Below are 18138 nucleotides of genomic sequence, written 5' to 3'. Positions count from 1 at the left end.
GCGCGCCGCCCCCTGGCTCCCCCTGGCGAGCGAGGACCGGAGTGAGAGCGGAACGAGAACCGGATCGAGAAGCGGATCGGGCGCGAGCGAGAGCGGGCCTGCCACAGGATCGGCAAGGTGGACTCACCCAGCCGAGTGGCAGGCCCCACTCATCCGGCTCAGCATGGGTGGAGGCACTGCCACGCACGCCGACGACGATGGAGGCCGCAGATGCCGACGCATACGCCAGCCATCCTCCTCGACCCGCTGCTCAATCGGGGGAGCGCCTTCACCCTGGAAGAACGTGACAGCCTCGGGCTGACGGGTCGCCTGCCCAGCGCCGTGCTGACCCTGGACCAACAGGCGCAGCGCGCGTACGAGCAGCTGCGGGAAGGGCCGACAGACCTGGCGAAGTTCATCTACCTCGAACAGCTCCACAACCACAACGAGGTGGTGTACTACCGGGTCCTGGCCGATCATCTGGCCGAACTGCTGCCGATCGTCTACGACCCCACCGTGGGCGAGGCCATCAAGCGGTACAGCCACGAGTACCGGCTCCCCCGCGGCATCTACCTCTCCATCGACCGGCCTCAGGACATCCGCCGCGCCTTCGAGTCGCTGAGGCTCCACCGCGACCAGGTGGACCTGGTGGTGGCCACCGACGCCGAGGAGATCCTGGGCATCGGCGACTGGGGTGTGCACGGGATCCAGATCTCGGTCGGCAAGCTCGCCGTGTACACCGCGGCGGCCGGCCTGCACCCCGGGCGCTGCGTGCCGGTGGTCCTGGACGTCGGCACCGACAACGAGAACCTGCTGAACGACCCGCTCTACCTGGGCATGCGTCACAGCCGGGTGCGGGGCAAGAAGTACGACGATTTCGTCGCGGCCTATCTGGAAACGGTCGCGGACCTGTATCCGAACGCGCTCCTGCACTTCGAGGACTTCGGGCCCGGCAACGCCCGCCGGCTCCTGGAGGAGTACAAGGACCGCTACCGGATGTTCAACGACGACATGCAGGGAACAGGAGCCATCACGCTGGCCGCGGTCATGTCCGCCCTGAAGGTCACCGGCGTCCCGTTCCGTGACCAGCGCGTCGTCGTATTCGGCGCCGGCACCGCGGGCGTGGGCATCGCCGACCAACTGCGCGACGCCATGGTCCGTGACGGCCTGGACATCACAGCCGCCACGCGCCAGGTATGGCTGGTCGACAAGCAGGGACTGCTCGTCGACGGCATGCCCGGCCTACGTGACTTCCAGGCCCCCTACGCCCGCCCCCGCGCCGAGGTACGGGACTGGGCGGACGGGCCGATCGACCTGCCCACGACCGTCCAGCACGTCCGGCCGACGATCCTGATCGGCACCTCCACCAGCCCCGGCACCTTCGACCGGCACGTCGTCACGGAGATGGCCCGGCACGTCGAGCGCCCCGTCATCCTGCCTCTCTCCAACCCGACCGAGAAGATCGAGGCCATGCCTTCGGACCTGCTCGCCTGGACCGATGGCAAGGTGCTGACGGCGACCGGAATCCCGGTCGACCCCGTGGACCACGGCGGCGTCCAGCACGTCATAGGACAGGCCAACAACGCATTGCTGTACCCCGGTCTCGGCCTGGGGACCATCCTGTCCGGTACGGACCGTCTCACCGCGTCGATGATCCTCGCCGCGGCGGAGGCCGTGGCCGGCCAGGTGGACCCCCGAGCGCCAGGCGCGCCCCTGCTGCCGCCGGTGTCGAACCTGCGTGCCTCCTCGGCGATCGTCGCCAAGGCCGTCATCCACGCGGCCGAGTCCCAAGCCGGCGCCCGCCACCCGGACGACCTCGTCCAGGCGGTGCAGGACGCGATGTGGCAACCCGCCTACGGGCCGCTGCCCAAGGAGCCGGGGGAGACCTCATGACCACCCGGCAGCGTGGCACAGGCTCCGATCACCCGCCGAAGGTACGGGACATATCAATCGGCATAGACGCGGTCGGCACCCGCCGCGAGACGGACTCGATGGGCACGGTGGACGTGCCGGCCGACCGCTACTGGGGCGCTCAGACCCAGCGTTCCCTGATCCACTTCTCCATCGGGGACGACCGTATGCCCAAGGCCGTCTACCACGCCTATGGCTACGTCAAGAAAGCGGCCGCCCGCGTCAACGCCGACGAAGGCCGCCTACCGCGCTGGAAGGCCGACCTCATCGCCCGGGTGGCCGACGAGGTGATCTCCGGTGCGCTGGACGACCACTTCCCCCTGTACGTCTGGCAGACGGGTTCCGGAACCCAGAGCAACATGAACGTCAACGAGGTGATCAGCAACCGCGCCATCCAACTGGTGGGCGGCGAGCTCGGTTCCAAGACGCCGGTCCATCCCAACGACCATGTCAACATGGGCCAGTCCTCCAACGACACCTTCCCCACGGCGATGCACATTGCCGCCGTCCAGGAGATCAACGGCCATCTCCTCCCCCGAGTAAGGCAACTCCAGGAGGCGATCGCGGCGAAGTCCCGCGCGTGGTCGGACATCGTCAAGATCGGACGCACTCACCTGGAAGACGCCGTTCCGCTGTCGCTCGGCGAGGAGTGGTCCGGCTACGCCGCCCAACTCGGCGACGCCATCGGCAGAGTCGAGGCCACCCTGCCCGACCTGTACCGGCTCGCCGTCGGCGGAACCGCCGTGGGTACGGGCCTCAACGCCCCCGAGGGCTTCGGCGCCCATGTCGCTGAGCGGATCGAGGCGCTGACCGGCTCTCCGTTCCGCAGCGCGGCCAACTCCTTCGCCGCCCAGGGCGGTCTGGACGCCATGGTCGCCGCCTCGGCCGGCCTGCGCGGCCTCGCCGTCCCCCTGATGAAGATCGCGAACGACATCCGCTGGCTCGCCTCCGGGCCCCGCTGCGGCCTCGGCGAGCTGACGCTCCCCGCGAACGAGCCCGGCAGTTCGATCATGCCCGGCAAGGTCAACCCAACCCAGTGCGAGGCCATGGTGATGGTCTGCATCCAGGTGCTGGCGGAGGACAGTGCCATCGCGTTCGCCGGGAGCCAGGGGAACTTCGAGCTGAACGCCATGCGCCCCGTCATCGTGAACAACTTCCTCCACTCCGCGCGCATCCTCGGCGACGCGTCGGAGAAGCTGCGCACGTACTGCGTCGAAGGGACGGAGCCGCACCGCGAGCAGATCGACGAATACCTCTCGCGCTCCCTGATGCTCGTCACCGCTCTCTCACCGGAGATCGGCTACGACAAGGCCAGCAGCATCGCCCACCGGGCCGACGGCGAGGGCACCACCCTCCGGGAGGCGGCGCTCGACAGCGGATACATCAGCGCCGAGGACTTCGACCGGATCGTCGACCCCAGGAAGATGGTCCATCTCCACCACTGAGGACCAAGAGCTCTCGCGACAATGCCCTCCGAACTGCGTTTCCGCAGGTCAGAGGGCATTTATAGGTGGAGCCTAGGGGAGTCGAACCCCTGACATCTGCCATGCAAAGACAGCGCTCTACCAACTGAGCTAAGGCCCCTCGGTGGGTTGGGTACGGCCGAGCCGCCGAGCAGCGCTCGTCCATCACCGGGACCAGAGTACCGGCTATCCCGAGCGATCCCGCAAAAGGATGGGGACTCCCCGTGCACGACCACGCTCCGTAAGATGCCCCACGAGGTTCGCAGCAGCGAAGCTGCCGCATTGGGGAAGCGATGGGGAGACGCGTATGGACGCCGCACAGCAGGAATCGACTGCCAGAGCCAGAGAACTTCAGCGGAGCTGGTACGGAGAGCCGTTGGGGGCGCTCTTCCGCCGACTCATAGATGACCTGGGCCTGAACCAGGCCCGGCTCGCGGCGGTCCTCGGACTCTCCGCACCGATGCTCTCCCAGTTGATGAGCGGTCAACGCGCGAAGATCGGCAATCCGGCCGTGGTCCAGCGGGTCCAGGCACTCCAGGATCTGGCCGGTCAGGTGGCCGACGGAAGCGTGAGCGCCGGGGAGGCCACGGACCGGATGGAGGAGATCAAGAAGTCCCAGGGGGGTTCCGTCCTCACCGGCACCAGCCAGACGACGAACAGTTCGGGCGCGCCGACCGTGCGCCGGGTGGTCCGCGAGATCCAGTCCCTGCTGCGCTCGGTCGCGGCGGCCGGCGACATCATCGATGCCGCCGACTCCCTCGCCCCGACCCAGCCCGAACTGGCAGAGTTCCTCAGGGTCTACGGCGCCGGGCGCACCGCGGAGGCGGTCGCCCATTACGAGGCGCACCAAAGCTGACGGCGTACGGGACGACGGGGAGCGAGCGCGGCGCATGGGTGAGGTCTTCGCGGGACGGTACGAGCTGATCGACCCGATCGGGCGTGGCGGTGTCGGTGCCGTCTGGCGTGCCTGGGACCACCGGCGCAGACGCTATGTGGCGGCGAAGGTCCTCCAGCAGAGCGACGCGCACACCCTGCTGCGGTTCGTACGGGAGCAGGCCCTGCGGATCGATCACCCGCATGTCCTCGCCCCGGCGAGCTGGGCCGCGGACGACGACAAGGTCCTGTTCACCATGGATCTGGTGAGCGGCGGCTCGCTGGCGCATGTCATCGGCGACTACGGGCCGCTGCCGCCGCGCCTGGTCTGCACCCTGCTCGACCAGTTGCTGGCCGGTCTGGCCGCGGTGCACGCGGAGGGGGTCGTGCACCGCGACATCAAACCGGCCAACATCCTGCTGGAGGCCACCGGAACGGGCAGACCGCATCTGCGGCTGTCCGACTTCGGTATCTCCATGCGCAAGGGCGAGCCACGCCTGACGGAGACCAACTACGTGGTGGGAACACCCGGTTACTTCGCACCCGAGCAGATGATGGGCGCCGAGCCGGACTTCCCCGCCGATCTCTTCGCGGTCGGTCTCGTGGCTCTCTATCTCCTCCAGGGTCAGAAGCCGGACGCCAAGGCCCTGGTCGAGCATTTCACCGCGCACGGCACCCCCGGGGCGCCCCAGGGCATCCCCGAGCCGCTGTGGCAGGTCCTGGCGGGGCTTCTACAGCCCGATCCGGACGCGAGGTTCCGTACGGCCACGGGCGCCCGCAAGGCGCTCACAACGGCCGTGGAGCTGCTGCCCGAGCCCGACCTCGACGACGAGATCGTCGAGGTCTTCGACCAGATCGGTCCGCTCCCCGCCGCCTTCGGCCCCGCCGGTCCCGTCGGCCAGGCCAGTACCGCAGGTACCGTCACGGATCCCCGGACCAGCGGCCACCCCTCCGCTCCGTACACCGAGGCCACCGGCGGCCCGTACACCGACCCGCGCACGGCTCAGCCGCCCACCGGACCGGCGACGGCATCGTCGTCCCTCACGCCGCCGCCCTCGACTCCGCCCTCGACGCCGCTCTCGCCGCCCCCCATGCCGGCGCCCGGGCCCGCCTCCATGCCGGAGACCGACGGTTTCCCTCTCCCCCCGCCGCCGAGCCGGGACCACGCTCCCCAGCAGGCACCGCAGGCTCAGCCCGCCCCCCAGCAGGCCTACGTCCCGCCGTATCCGGCCCAACACATCCCCCCTCACCACGACTACGCCACGCCGCCGCCCGACCTCTCCCAGGCCGAGACGGCGACGGTCCGGCACGAACAGGGCCACACCCGCGCGTACACCGCCCAGAGCCCGGGGGTCGCCTTTCAGCAGCCGGCGGTCCCCCATCCGCGGCCACCGGCGCACCGCGCCCCCGTCAAACGCGCGGGACCGCCCCCGAAGGTGACGGTCCCGGTCCTGCTGCTGGCGCTGGCCTGTTTCGCCGTGGGGATCTGGGCCCTCACCCAGATCCAGAACTGAACGTCCGGGCGCTCAGCCGGAGCTCACTTCCGCGCGCCGCCGCGCGAGCAGCGTCCATACTCCGAGGCCGAGCACGAGCATGGTGCCCGCGCCGATCCCCGCGGCCGCGACCCACTTCATCGCCTCGTTGTCCGCGGCGCCGGTTCGGGTCGCCCCGTCGCCGGTCGCCGACTGCCGGTCGTCCGGGTCCACGCTGAATTCGCCGGCGGGCCCCGCGTACGCCGGAGCGGCCTTCGGGTCGCCCTCGACGTCGATCCGCAGCGTCAGCCGGTACGGTCCGGGGCCGAACTTCTCGCCCACCTCGGGGTTGAGGCTGACGCGCAGGTAGTACCAGCCCGCGAACCTCATCTCCTTGTCGCCGGTCCGCGAGCCGAAGCGGTTCTCGTACGCCACCGGAGGCAGCGGATCGAGGGACGTCGTCTTCTGCTTGCCGGTGTACGAGAGCGAGTTGCTGGTGTCGACGAGCCCTCGCGCCGGGTTGTAGAGGGCCATGGAGAACGCGCCGCTCACGAACCCCGACCCGGACGCCGCGCTGCCCAGGTCCGCGGCGGCGAAGATCTGCTGCCCCCAGTCCACGGGCACCCGGTAGAAGAGCGAGGCGCCCGGCTCGATCTCCGACGTCCACTCGCCCTTCCCCAGCTCCGCCGCGTCATAGAAGCCGTTGCCGCCCGCCCGCGACCGCGGCTCACCGCCGACCGGGTCGGGCGAGGCGCTGGGCCACCCCGAAGGCGCCTCGGACGGTCCGGGGCCCGTGAGCCCCGGCTCGGAGACATGGCGGATCTCCAGCTCCCAGGGCTCAGGGGTGGAGGTGTCCTCGCCGTTCCGCTCGATGACGACGTAGTACGGGCCGGCCTCCTGGCAGGTGGACGCCCCCTCCTCGATCAGCCGGTAGGCGTAGGCGGCGAGCGGCCGGGGGAATTTGCTCGCGGCGCCGAATTGCGCGTCGTTGGAGTCGCAGTCGCTGCCCCGGCTGTTCTGCACCGAGATCTCGATCTTGTCCCCGTAGGCGACGGTCGCCCCCGGTCCGGGCACGGCGACCGCCGACACATAGGCGTTCGTCTCCGCGTCGAGGTTCAGCCGGTAGATGAGTGTGCCGCCGGGTTCGATCGAATCGCGGTACGTGCCGCCGGCGTCAAGCGGCTTCGCCCCGCTCGTGGTCGCCGCTCCGCTGATCTGCCGCGCGCCGGGATCGAAGGCGTACGGGCTCGGCTCACCGTCCGCCCTGGCCTGACCCGGCACCGCCGCCAGCAGACACACCGCCGCGCCCACCGCCACCGCCCTGGGGCCTCTCGCCGCCGCCCGCCCCCTGCCGCACTGCCACTTCACGCGCTTCCCCTCGCCCTCTCGGCCGGCCTGGCCCTGTCGGTCGGTCCATCCTGCCCCGGGGCTCCCTCCGCTGTCTGCGGGGTCACCAGGCTCAGCGGGATCACCGCCTGTCCACACACCCGACCTTCGCGTAAGCAAGTCAAAGATTCACGTGAGTGAATTCCATCGGAGCAGCGGGGCGCGCGGGCCCGGACAGCACGGGCCCGGACAGCACAGAGCCCCGACCGCTCGGCGGCCGGGGCTCGTATCTCGTATCAGGACTACTGCGTCTCACACACCCGAACCTGCGGGCACGGAGTCGGTCTCCTCCGTCCACAGATCCTGCTCGGCGCGGTCCGCCTGGATCTGGCGGTACACGAGGAGCCCGCCGATGGCGGCCAGTGCGACCAAGAGAAGCTTCTTCACCGCGCGACCTCGTCTTTCTTGACGTAGGGGACTTCTGGCGCCCGACTATACACACCGACCGATACCGATCGGTGACCTGCCCGCGAACGAGGCGGAGCTCCGGCCGAGCACAAAGGGACTTCAAAGAGCGACTGTCCGCGAAATACATCGGCCCGTACGGAGACGATCCGTACGGGCCGATTGTCGCGGTGGGGCTAACAGGATTTGAACCTGTGGCCTCATCCTTATCAGGGATGCGCTCTAACCAACTGAGCTATAGCCCCGCGCTGCCCCTGAAGATTAGCGCACTTCAGGGCCAGCCCCAAAATCGATACCCGGCCCTCACTCGTCCTCGGCGAGCGTGAGCTCAACACCGCCCACAAAGCCCGCGGACAGGTTGTAGATGAAGGCTCCGAGCGTCGCCAGCGCCGTCGCGAGCACCACATCGATCACCGCGATGACCGACGTGAAGATGATCACTCGCGGCAGCGACAGGAACGACTGAAGATCGAAGCCGTTGCTCTCGTTGGAGCCCGTGGCCTCACTGATCGTCCCGCCGACCGTCGAGAAGACGCCCATCGCGTCCATGACCATCCACAGCACGGCGGCCGCGACGATGGTGCACAGACCCAGCGCGATGGAGAGCAGGAAACTGACCTTCATCACCGACCACGGATCGGCTTTCGCCACCCGCAGTCGCGCCTTACGGGTGCGTGGAGTCGTCCGCGCGCCCGTCCGCGGCCGACGCACCGCGGAAGCGGCGGGAGCCCCCGAAGGACCCGCCCCACCGGGAACGGCAGAGGTCACGGGAGCCCCTTGCTGCATCTGCTGTCCGCCCTGGCTCGGCCCGCCGCCATGTGGCGAGGGATACGCCTGCGGCGGGTGGTACGGCTGAGCCGCCGGCTGCGGCTGCTCGGGGCCGTACTTCTCGTAAGGGGGCTTCTGCCCCCGGGTGTCGGTCACCGTTACCCCCTGGGAGTCCGTGGCAGGGCCACGGGCACCGTTCGCTCCGGAAGCGGCCGATCCGGCGCCCGTGGCTCCACTCACGCTCTACTCCTCGTGCTCCCCGGCCGAGGGCTGAGTGCCCTCGGCGACGACCTCGGCCGTACCAGCCTCTTCGGTCCCCGGGTCATCGGTCCCGTCGACCTCTTCGGCTTCACGTCCCGCCTCGGCGTTGCGCGCGATACCGACGACGGCATCCCGCTTGCCCAGGTTGATCAGTTGGACACCCATCGTGTCACGGCCGGTCTCCCTGACTTCGTTGACTCGCGTGCGAATCACACCGCCGCCGAGAGTGATGGCAAGGATCTCATCCGTTTCCTCGACCACCAAAGCACCGACGAGAGAACCCCGATCCTCCACAATCTTGGCGGCCTTGATACCGAGGCCGCCCCGACCCTGGACGCGATACTCATCAACAGCGGTCCGCTTCGCGTATCCGCCATCTGTAGCAGTGAAGACGAACGTACCGGGCCTGACGACATTCATCGAGAGCAGTTCGTCACCCTCGCGGAAGCTCATCCCCTTCACGCCCGACGTGGCACGCCCCATCGGGCGCAGCGCGTCGTCCGTCGCGGTGAAGCGGATCGACTGCGCCTTGCGGCTGATGAGTAGTAGATCGTCCTCCGCCGACACCAGCTCCGCGCCGATCAGCTCGTCGTCCGCGCCGTCGTCCGTCTCCCGGAGGTTGATCGCGATGACACCGCCCGAGCGAGGTGAGTCGTAGTCCTTGAGCGGGGTCTTCTTCACCAGACCCGCCTTCGTGGCCAGGACCAGATACGGCGCGGCCTCGTAGTCACGGATCGCCAGGATCTCGGCGATCTGCTCGTCCGGCTGGAAGGCGAGCAGATTGGCCACATGCTGACCCCGCGCGTCCCGCCCGGCGTCCGGCAGCTCGTACGCCTTCGCCCGGTAGACCCGGCCCTTGTTCGTGAAGAACAGCAGCCAGTGGTGCGTGGTCGAGACGAAGAAGTGGTCGACGATGTCGTCTTCCTTCAGCTTCGTACCGCGTACGCCCTTGCCGCCGCGCTTCTGCGAGCGGTAGTCGTCCGTCTTCGTACGCTTCACATAGCCGCCACGCGTGATCGTGACGACGATGTCCTCCTCGGCGATCAGGTCCTCGATGGACACGTCGCCGTCGAAGGGCACCAGCTTCGAACGCCGGTCGTCTCCGAACTTGTCGACCATGACGGCCAGTTCGTCGTGGACGATCTGCCGCTGCTTCTCCGGCGAGGCCAGGATCGCGTTGTACTCGTTGATCTTCTGCTGCAACTCGTCGTGTTCCGCGACGATCTTCCGCCGCTCCAGGGCCGCCAGCCGGCGCAGCTGCATCTCCAGGATCGCGTTCGCCTGGATCTCGTCGATCGTGAGCAGCCCCATCAGGCCCTCACGCGCGATCTCGACCGTGTCGCTGCGCCGGATCAGCGCGATGACCTCGTCGATCGCGTCGAGCGCCTTGAGCAGACCGCGCAGGATGTGCGCCCGCTCCTCGGCCTTGCGCAGCCGGAACTTCGTGCGCCGGACGATGACCTCGATCTGGTGCGTCACCCAGTGCCGGATGAACGCGTCCAGCGAGAGCGTGCGCGGCACGCCGTCCACCAGCGCCAGCATGTTCGCGCTGAAGTTGCTCTGCAGATCGGTGTGCTTGTACAGGTTGTTCAGAACGACCTTGGCGACCGCGTCCCGCTTCAGCACGACGACCAGCCGCTGACCCGTACGCGAGGACGTCTCGTCACGGACATCCGCGATGCCGCCGACCTTGCCGTCCTTGACCAGATCGGCAATCTTCTGCGCGAGATTGTCCGGGTTGGTCTGGTACGGCAGCTCGGTGACCACCAGGCACTGGCGGTTCTGGATCTCCTCGACCTCGACCACGGCGCGCATCGTGATCGAGCCGCGGCCCGTGCGGTACGCCTCCTCGATGCCCTTGCGCCCCACGACCAGCGCGCCGGTCGGGAAGTCAGGACCCTTGATCCGCTCGATCAGCGCGTCGAGCAGCTCCTCGTGACTCGCCTCGGGGTGCTCAAGCGCCCACATCGCACCGGCCGCGACCTCCCGCAGATTGTGCGGCGGGATATTCGTGGCCATACCGACGGCGATCCCGGCGGAACCGTTGATCAGCAGATTCGGGAACCGCGCCGGCAGCACCGTCGGCTCCTGGTTGCGGCCGTCGTAGTTGTCCGTGAAGTCGACGGTCTCCTCGTCGATGTCCCGGAGCATCTCCATCGACAGCGGCATCATCTTGCACTCGGTGTACCGCATGGCCGCGGCCGGGTCATTGCCCGGAGAACCGAAGTTGCCGTTGGAGTCCACCAGCGGCATCCGCATCGACCACGGCTGCGCGAGCCGGACCAGCGCGTCATAGATCGAGGAGTCGCCGTGCGGGTGGTACGTACCCATGACGTCACCGACGACGCGGGCGCACTTGTAGAAGCCCTTCTCGGGCCGGTAGCCGCCGTCGTACATCGCGTACAGCACACGCCGGTGGACGGGCTTGAGACCGTCCCGTACGTCCGGGAGCGCGCGCGACACGATGACGGACATCGCGTAGTCGAGATACGAGCGCTGCATCTCCGTTTCGAGCCCGACCGGCTCTACGCGCATCGCCAGCCCCTCAACGGCCTCCGCAGCCACGACGGCCTCCTGGACCACAGGGGTACCAGGGGCGCCGGGGGCGCCGGAGTTCTCGGGGGTGTCAGGGGTATCAGGGGTGTTCTCGTCGGCCATTGCTGGTCAGTGTTCCTTTCGGCCTTGTCGAATCCGTCAGCTGAGACCGACTCAGATGTCGAGGAAGCGGACGTCCTTGGCATTGCGCTGGATGAACGACCGCCGTGCCTCGACGTCCTCGCCCATCAGCACCGAGAACAGATCGTCGGCCTGGGCCGCGTCGTCCAGCGTGACCTGGCCGAGCACCCGGTGGTCGATGTCCATCGTGGTGACCCGCAGTTCCTCGGCGTTCATCTCGCCCAGGCCCTTGAAGCGCTGGATCGAGTCCTCGCGGATGCGCTTGCCGTTCTGCTTGCCCAGCTCCACCAGGGCGTCGCGCTCCCGGTCGGAGTAGGCGTACTCGAAGTCGTCACGGCCCCACTTGATCTTGTAGAGCGGCGGACGCGACAGATAGACGTGCCCCGCCTCGACCAGGGGCCGCATGAAACGGAAGAGGAACGTCAGGAGCAGCGTGTTGATGTGCTGTCCGTCGACATCGGCGTCCGCCATCAGGATGATCTTGTGATAGCGGAGCTTCTCGATGTCGAAGTCCTCGTGCACACCGGTGCCGAACGCCGAGATCAGCGCCTGCACCTCGGTGTTCTGGAGGATCTTGTCGATCCGCGCCTTCTCGACGTTCAGGATCTTGCCCCGGATCGGCAGGATCGCCTGGTACATCGGGTTGCGGCCCGACTTCGCGGAACCACCGGCGGAGTCACCCTCGACGATGAAGATCTCGCACTTCGACGGATCGTTGGACTGGCAGTCGCTCAGCTTGCCCGGCAGCGACGCGCTCTCCAGCAGCCCCTTGCGCCGGGTGAGATCCCGCGCCTTACGGGCGGCGACCCGGGCCGTGGCGGCCTGGATCGACTTGCGGATGATGTCCGCCGCCTCATTCGGGTTGCGGTCGAACCAGTCCGTGAGGTGCTCGTGCACGATCTTCTGGACGAAGGTCTTCGCCTCGGTGTTGCCGAGCTTCGTCTTCGTCTGGCCCTCGAACTGCGGCTCGCCCAGCTTCACCGAGATGATCGCGGTCAGACCCTCGCGGATGTCCTCGCCCGCCAGATTGTCGTCCTTCTCACGCAGGAACTTCTTCTCGCGCGCGTAGCGGTTGACCAGACCGGTCATCGCCGCGCGGAAGCCCTCCTCGTGCGTACCGCCCTCATGCGTGTGGATCGTGTTCGCGAACGAGTACACACCCTCGCTGTACTGCGCGTTCCACTGCATCGCGATCTCGACCGAGAGCAGCCGCTCCTTGTCCTCGGCCTCGATGTCGATGACCGTCGGATGGATCAGCTCGCCCTTGCGCGAGTTGAGGTACTTCACGAAGTCGACGATGCCGCCCTCGTAGAAGTACGTGACCGTACGGGACGGCTCCTCGCTCGTGCCCTCCGTCACGTCCGTGCCCGCGACATCGGCGCCCACGACGGCCTTCGCCGACTCGCGCTCGTCGGTCAGCGTCAGGGTCAGGCCCTTGTTGAGGAAGGCCATCTCCTGGAAGCGCCGGGACAGCGTCTCGAAGGAGTACTCCGTCGTCTCGAAGATGTCCGGGTCGGCCCAGAACACCACCGTCGTACCGGATTCCGACGTCGCCTCGTTGCGGAGCAGCGGAGCCGTCGGCACACCGAGCTTGTAGTCCTGCGTCCAGCGGTAGCCGTCCGTCTTGACCTCGACCGCGACCTTCGACGACAGGGCGTTGACCACCGAGACGCCGACGCCGTGCAGACCACCGGAGACGGCATAGCCGCCGCCGCCGAACTTGCCGCCCGCGTGCAGGACCGTCAGCACGACCTCGACGGCCGGCTTGTTCTCGGACGGAACGATGCCCACCGGGATACCGCGACCGTTGTCGACCACGCGCACCCCGCCATCGGCCAGGATCGTCACGTCGATGGTGTCCGCGTGCCCGGCCAGGGCCTCGTCGACGGAGTTGTCGACGACCTCGTACACCAAGTGATGCAGCCCACGCTCACCGGTGGAGCCGATGTACATGCCGGGCCGCTTGCGGACCGCGTCCAAGCCCTCAAGCACGGTGATGGCACTGGCGTCGTACGAGGCGGTGACCTCGCCGTTCTCTCCAGTGGCGGTGGACGGAGTCTTCTCAATGGGGTTGCCGGAATCGGCCACGAAGCGCCCTTTCTGGCACAGCACAGGCCGTTCTCCGGCAAGCGGGAGCGGCTGCGTCGTTCGGCTTGTATCGACGGGTCCCGCAAGCACAGCGGGATTTTCCACCAGTCTACCGGTAGCGCCGACCCGAATGGGGGTTTGCCGGTACCTGAGTCCGCATGTGCCGCCCTGAATGAGCGCCCGCCGACTCCCTATATTCGGGAAGGGGCTCCAAGAGGCTCACACCCGCGTTGAGCGCTTCGGCCTGTCAACCTTCCACTACGGTGAGGGACACCTCAGTCTCCCCAGGCGTCCCGCCAGGACATCCCGGGGGCGGAGGGTGGGCCGGAGCAGCACGGCGAGCGGCGCGCGAGGGACCCCACGACCCCATCCCGGACCCGCCGCCGGACAGCGGACAGCGGACGGCAGCCGGGTCCCGACGAAGCTGAAATCCCTGGTCAGAGCCCTCTTCCGGGTGTCAAGGCGGAACCGGCGCCATCAGCCGTATGTGTCACCCGGGCCCTTGCTGCCCGGCGCCCGCAACCGGCCGAACCGCTGCGGCGGACCACCCGGGCCCAGCACCTTGATCAGCCGTACGGTGCCCTGCCCCAGGTCCTCGTTCAGCCGCGCCACCAGCCGAGGCGCCAGCAGCCGCAGCTGCGTCGCCCACGCCGTCGAGTCGCACTGCACCGTCAGCACCCGCTCGTCGTCACCGTCGTCGTACCGCTGCGGCACACAGTGCTTCGCCACGTCCTCACCGACGATCTGCGGCCATCGGCCCATGACCCCGCCCACGGCCGCAGGCGTCTCCCAGCCCCGCTCCGTGATCAGCCGGTTGATCGCCGCACCCAGCGGCAGCGGATCACGGCCGTCGGCACGAGCCCCCGAACGCAGCCCGCCGCCCCGCCGCGCCTGCTTCTTCTGCTGTACGGCGGCGCCCCGCGCCCGCGCCTGCTCCTTCGCCGCGCGCAGCGCGACCCGCGCCAGATCCACCCCCGACGACTCCGGGATCCCCGGCGCACCGAGCCCCCCGGGGGCCGTGGAGGCACCCGGCGGCTCGGCGGGCCCTCCGAATCCGTCGGCCGCGGCCGCCCCGGACGGCCCCCGAGAAGTACTCATGCGCGCTCCACCATGCCGTCGGCCACCGCGAACCGCGCCCCGGCCAGCACCCCCGGCACATCGTCGTCGACTGCCGCCGTCACCAACACCTGCTCGCCCGGAGCCACCAGCTCCGCGAGCCGCTCCCGCCGCCGCGCGTCCAGCTCGGCGAACACGTCGTCCAGCACCAGCACCGGCTCATTGCCCTCGGCGCGCAGCAGATCGTACGAGGCCAGCCGCAGCGCCAGCGCGAACGACCAGCACTCGCCGTGGCTGGCGTACCCCTTCGCGGGCAGCCGGCCCAGCCTCAGCACCAGGTCGTCGCGGTGCGGACCGACCAGCGTCACCCCCCGCTCGATCTCCTGCTTGCGCACCCCGGCCAGGGCCGCGAGCAGATGCGCGTACAACTCGTCGCGCGACGCCACGCCCGAGGCCACGAGCCCGTCCCCGCCCCCGGTCCCGGTTCCCGAAGCGGCGGCGCCGGAAGCATCGGGCGCTCCCGAAACACCGGAACCACCGGAACCACGGGAACCATCGGAATCGCCGGGATCACCGGCGGAGGAACGGTACTCCAGCGCCACCGGACCGCCCCCGGGCGCCAGTTGCTCATACGCCTTGTCCGCCAGCGGCTGGAGCGTCGCGATCAGATCGACCCGCTGCGCCAGCAACTCGGCCCCGGCGCGCGCCAGATGCTGGTCCCACACATCCAGCGTCGACAGATCCATGCCACGCCCGCCGTGCCGCCGCGCCATCGCCGCCGACTTCAGCAGCGTATTGCGCTGTCTGAGCACCCGGTCGTAGTCCGACCGCACCCCGGCCATCCGGGGCGACCGCGCCGTGATCAGCTCGTCCAGGAACCGGCGCCGCTCACCCGGATCGCCCTTCACCAGCGCCAGATCCTCCGGCGCGAACAGCACCGTCCGTACGATCCCGAGCACATCACGCGGTCTGACCTGCGAGGACCGGTTGATACGCGCCCTGTTCGCACGGCCGGGATTGAGTTCGAGCTCCACCAGTTGCGAACGTTCGCCCTGGGTGACCGCGGCCCGGATCACCGCACGGTCCGCGCCCATCCGCACCAGCGGGGCGTCCGACGAGACCCGGTGACTGCCGAGGCTCGCGAGATAGCCGACCGCCTCGACCAGATTGGTCTTCCCCTGCCCGTTCGCCCCCACGAACGCGGTGACGCCCGGATCGAGCGGTACCTCGACCCGGGCGTAGGACCGGAAGTCGGCCAGCGACAGATGCGTGACGTGCATGGATGTACGCGGGCCTCCCCCGGCTACGGGCTCTACTTCTTCGGCTTGTTCGGCTCGACCGCGTGGCCGCCGAACTGATTGCGCAGCGCCGAGACCATCTTCATCTGCGGCGAATCGTCCTGCCGGGACGCGAAGCGCGCGAACAGCGACGCGGTGATCGCGGGCAGCGGCACCGCGTGGTTGATGGCCGCCTCGACCGTCCACCGGCCCTCGCCGGAGTCCTCCGCGTAGCCCTTCAGCCGCTCCAGGTGCTCGTCCTCGTCCAGGGCGTTCACCGCCAGATCCAGCAGCCAGGAACGGATGACCGTGCCCTCCTGCCAGGAGCGGAAGACCTCACGAACATCGGTGACCGAGTCGACGCTCTCCAGCAGCTCCCAGCCCTCGGCATAGGCCTGCATCATGGCGTACTCGATGCCGTTGTGGACCATCTTGGCGAAGTGGCCCGCGCCGACCTTGCCCGCGTGCACGGCCCCGAAGTCGCCCTCGGGCTTGAGCGCGTCGAAGATCGGCTGCACCTGCGCCACATGCTCGGGGGTACCGCCGTACATCAGCGCATAGCCGTTCTCCAGGCCCCAGACGCCGCCGGAGACACCGCAGTCGACGAAGCCGATGCCCTTGATGCCCAACTCGACCGCGTGCTTCTCGTCGTCCGTCCAGCGGGAATTCCCGCCGTCCACGACCACGTCGCCGGGCGACAGCAGCGCGGCCAGCTCGTCGATCGTGGCCTGCGTCGCGGCACCGGCCGGAACCATCACCCACACCACTCGCGGACCCTTGAGCTTGCTCACCAGCTCCTGGAGGCTGTGGACATCGGCGAGGTCCGGATTGCGGTCATATCCGATGACGGTGTGGCCTGCGCGGCGGATACGCTCGCGCATATTGCCACCCATCTTGCCGAGACCGACGAGACCGAGCTCCATCAGGCGTTCCTTAAGCGTTGAGGCGATTCGTACCCGGGTTTGTACCCGGATCCGAGCCTACGCCCGGACCCGGCCACTCACCTGTGGGGTCAGCCGCTCAGGCGTACCGGCATGATCAGGTACTTGTACGCCTCGTCCGCCTCCGCGTCGACGGCCGGCCGGCCGCTGAGCAGAGCCGGCTTCGTGGACGTCGTGAAGGAGAGCTGGGCCACCGGCGAATCGATCGCGCTGAGCCCGTCGAGCAGGAAGGTCGGGTTGAAGGCGATCGAGATGTCATCGCCCTCCAACTGCGCGTCGACGCGCTCCACAGCCTGTGCGTCGTCGCTGGAACCGGCCTCCAGGATCAGCACACCCTGCTCGAAGCTCAGCCGCACCGGGGTGTTCCGCTCGGCGACCAGCGCCACACGCTTGACGGCCTCGACGAACGGGGCGGTCTCGATCACCGCGACCGAGTTGAACTCGGTCGGGAAGAGCGTGCGGTACTTCGGCAGATCACCTTCGAGCAGCCGGGTGGTGGTACGTCGCCCGGCGCCCTCGAAACCGATCAGCCCCTCGCCGGCGCCCGCCCCGGAGAGCGCCAGGGTGACCGTGTCACCGCTGGTGAGGGCCTTGGCGGTGTCCAGCAGCGTCTTGGCCGGCACCAACGCGACGGCGGACACATCGGAGGCTTCCGGCTTCCACAGGAACTCACGGACCGCGAAGCGGTAGCGGTCGGTCGAGGCCAGGGTGACCGTGTCGCCCTCGATCTCGATCCGTACGCCGGTCAGCACCGGCAGCGTGTCGTCACGGCCCGCGGCGATGGCGACCTGGGAGGCGGCCGACGCGAAGACCTCACCGGGAACGGTGCCCGTCGCGGTCGGCATCTGCGGCAGCGCCGGATACTCGTCCACCGGAAGGGTGTGGAGCGTGAAGCGCGACGAGCCACAGACCACGGTCGCCCGTACACCGTCTGTGGAAATCTCCACCGGCCGGTTCGGCAGCGCGCGGCAGATGTCGGCGAGGAGCCGGCCGGAGACGAGGACGGTGCCGTCCTCCTCGACCTCGGCGTCCACCGAGACCCGCGCCGAGACCTCGTAGTCGAAGCTGGAGAAGCTGAGAGCGCCGTCCTCGGCCTTCAGCAGAAGGCCCGCGAGTACGGGCGCCGGCGGACGGGCCGGAAGGCTACGGGCCACCCAGGCCACCGCCTCCGCGAGTACATCGCGCTCCACCCGGATCTTCACCGGAACCGCCTCCTGCTGTTGCTGGCTCGCCCTGCTGGCCTTCGTCGTCGGCTGTGATGCCGGGGACCAGTCTGACGTACGGCACCGACAGTCGGTGCGGCTGCGGGTCAAGTCGGCGCAGCAGGTGCCGAGGGCTCCGGGGCCGAGTTGTGCACAGGGCCTTCTTCGAAGCGGATTCCTCGTTAACTCTGAGTGGGAGTAGTAGTAGGGCCTGTGGAAACCGTGGATAACGTCATTCGCGCAGGTCAGACCCGTTTTTTTGTCCACCGACCCTGTGGGCGCCGTCCGTGGACAACCCGGTCGTTCTGTGGACGGGCGAAAGTTCTGCACAACCGATGCACAGGACACAGGGACTTCTCCCCAGCCACGTCCCCAGCTTT

General features: G+C 68.7%; 13 protein-coding genes and 2 tRNA genes. 4 read left to right on the top strand and 11 right to left on the bottom strand.

Features of this window, described 5'->3' with window-relative positions; genetic code table 11:
- The first annotated feature begins 210 nt into the window (after window positions 1-210).
- Both ABTZ59_RS26030 and fumC read left to right on the top strand, forming a co-directional pair.
- A complete protein-coding gene (locus tag ABTZ59_RS26030) occupies window positions 211-1872 on the top strand; it encodes an NAD-dependent malic enzyme (protein WP_351416797.1) in 1662 nt (553 codons plus the stop codon).
- Complete coding sequence (gene fumC / locus ABTZ59_RS26025) at window positions 1869-3335, top strand: class II fumarate hydratase (RefSeq protein WP_351416787.1); 1467 nt, start codon at window positions 1869-1871, stop codon at window positions 3333-3335. Before ABTZ59_RS26030 ends, fumC begins: the two co-directional genes overlap by 4 nt.
- Window positions 3336-3401: 66 nt before the next feature.
- Here the strand turns inward: fumC and ABTZ59_RS26020 are convergent.
- A tRNA-Ala gene (locus tag ABTZ59_RS26020) sits at window positions 3402-3474 on the bottom strand.
- 186 nt (window positions 3475-3660) lie between these two features.
- Here ABTZ59_RS26020 and ABTZ59_RS26015 point away from each other — a divergent pair.
- Both ABTZ59_RS26015 and ABTZ59_RS26010 read left to right on the top strand, forming a co-directional pair.
- Window positions 3661-4209: a helix-turn-helix domain-containing protein gene (locus tag ABTZ59_RS26015; protein WP_030354386.1), complete on the top strand. Its 549-nt coding sequence runs from the start codon at window positions 3661-3663 to the stop codon at window positions 4207-4209.
- 34 nt (window positions 4210-4243) lie between these two features.
- Complete coding sequence (locus ABTZ59_RS26010; RefSeq protein WP_351416779.1) at window positions 4244-5740, top strand: serine/threonine-protein kinase; 1497 nt, start codon at window positions 4244-4246, stop codon at window positions 5738-5740.
- Between the two features lie 12 nt (window positions 5741-5752).
- Here the strand turns inward: ABTZ59_RS26010 and ABTZ59_RS26005 are convergent, their stop codons facing one another.
- The 10 genes from ABTZ59_RS26005 to dnaN all read right to left on the bottom strand — a co-directional run bounded on the left by ABTZ59_RS26005 (window position 5753) and on the right by dnaN (window position 17758).
- Window positions 5753-7066, bottom strand: a complete 1314-nt coding sequence (locus tag ABTZ59_RS26005) for a hypothetical protein (RefSeq protein ID WP_351416774.1) — start codon at window positions 7064-7066, stop codon at window positions 5753-5755.
- 270 nt (window positions 7067-7336) lie between these two features.
- Window positions 7337-7471, bottom strand: coding sequence for a DLW-39 family protein (locus ABTZ59_RS26000; protein ID WP_211266759.1), 135 nt, complete (start codon window positions 7469-7471; stop codon window positions 7337-7339).
- A gap of 189 nt (window positions 7472-7660) precedes the next feature.
- Window positions 7661-7734, bottom strand: a tRNA-Ile gene (locus ABTZ59_RS25995).
- Window positions 7735-7792: 58 nt separating this feature from the next.
- A complete protein-coding gene (locus ABTZ59_RS25990; RefSeq protein WP_351417029.1) occupies window positions 7793-8413 on the bottom strand; it encodes a DUF3566 domain-containing protein in 621 nt (206 codons plus the stop codon).
- Window positions 8414-8500: 87 nt separating this feature from the next.
- A complete protein-coding gene (gene gyrA / locus ABTZ59_RS25985) occupies window positions 8501-11176 on the bottom strand; it encodes a DNA gyrase subunit A (RefSeq protein ID WP_351416769.1) in 2676 nt (891 codons plus the stop codon).
- A gap of 51 nt (window positions 11177-11227) precedes the next feature.
- Window positions 11228-13306, bottom strand: a complete 2079-nt coding sequence (gyrB, locus tag ABTZ59_RS25980; protein ID WP_351416764.1) for a DNA topoisomerase (ATP-hydrolyzing) subunit B — start codon at window positions 13304-13306, stop codon at window positions 11228-11230.
- A gap of 453 nt (window positions 13307-13759) precedes the next feature.
- Window positions 13760-14380 (bottom strand): DciA family protein, encoded by a 621-nt coding sequence (locus ABTZ59_RS25975; protein ID WP_351416758.1) that lies wholly within the window; start codon window positions 14378-14380, stop codon window positions 13760-13762.
- Window positions 14377-15618: a DNA replication/repair protein RecF gene (gene recF / locus ABTZ59_RS25970; RefSeq protein ID WP_351416753.1), complete on the bottom strand. Its 1242-nt coding sequence runs from the start codon at window positions 15616-15618 to the stop codon at window positions 14377-14379. The genes ABTZ59_RS25975 and recF overlap by 4 nt, the downstream gene beginning before the upstream one ends.
- Before the next feature lie 32 nt (window positions 15619-15650).
- Window positions 15651-16538, bottom strand: a complete 888-nt coding sequence (gnd, locus tag ABTZ59_RS25965) for a phosphogluconate dehydrogenase (NAD(+)-dependent, decarboxylating) (protein ID WP_351416748.1) — start codon at window positions 16536-16538, stop codon at window positions 15651-15653.
- Window positions 16539-16627: 89 nt separating this feature from the next.
- Window positions 16628-17758: a DNA polymerase III subunit beta gene (gene dnaN / locus ABTZ59_RS25960; RefSeq protein ID WP_249951456.1), complete on the bottom strand. Its 1131-nt coding sequence runs from the start codon at window positions 17756-17758 to the stop codon at window positions 16628-16630.
- Window positions 17759-18138 lie beyond the last annotated feature (380 nt).

Source organism: Streptomyces sp. NPDC094034 (assembly GCF_040303865.1).
In the GTDB taxonomy this organism is placed as follows: Bacteria; Actinomycetota; Actinomycetes; order Streptomycetales; family Streptomycetaceae; genus Streptomyces.
This window is presented reverse-complemented; position numbering and strand designations above follow the sequence as displayed.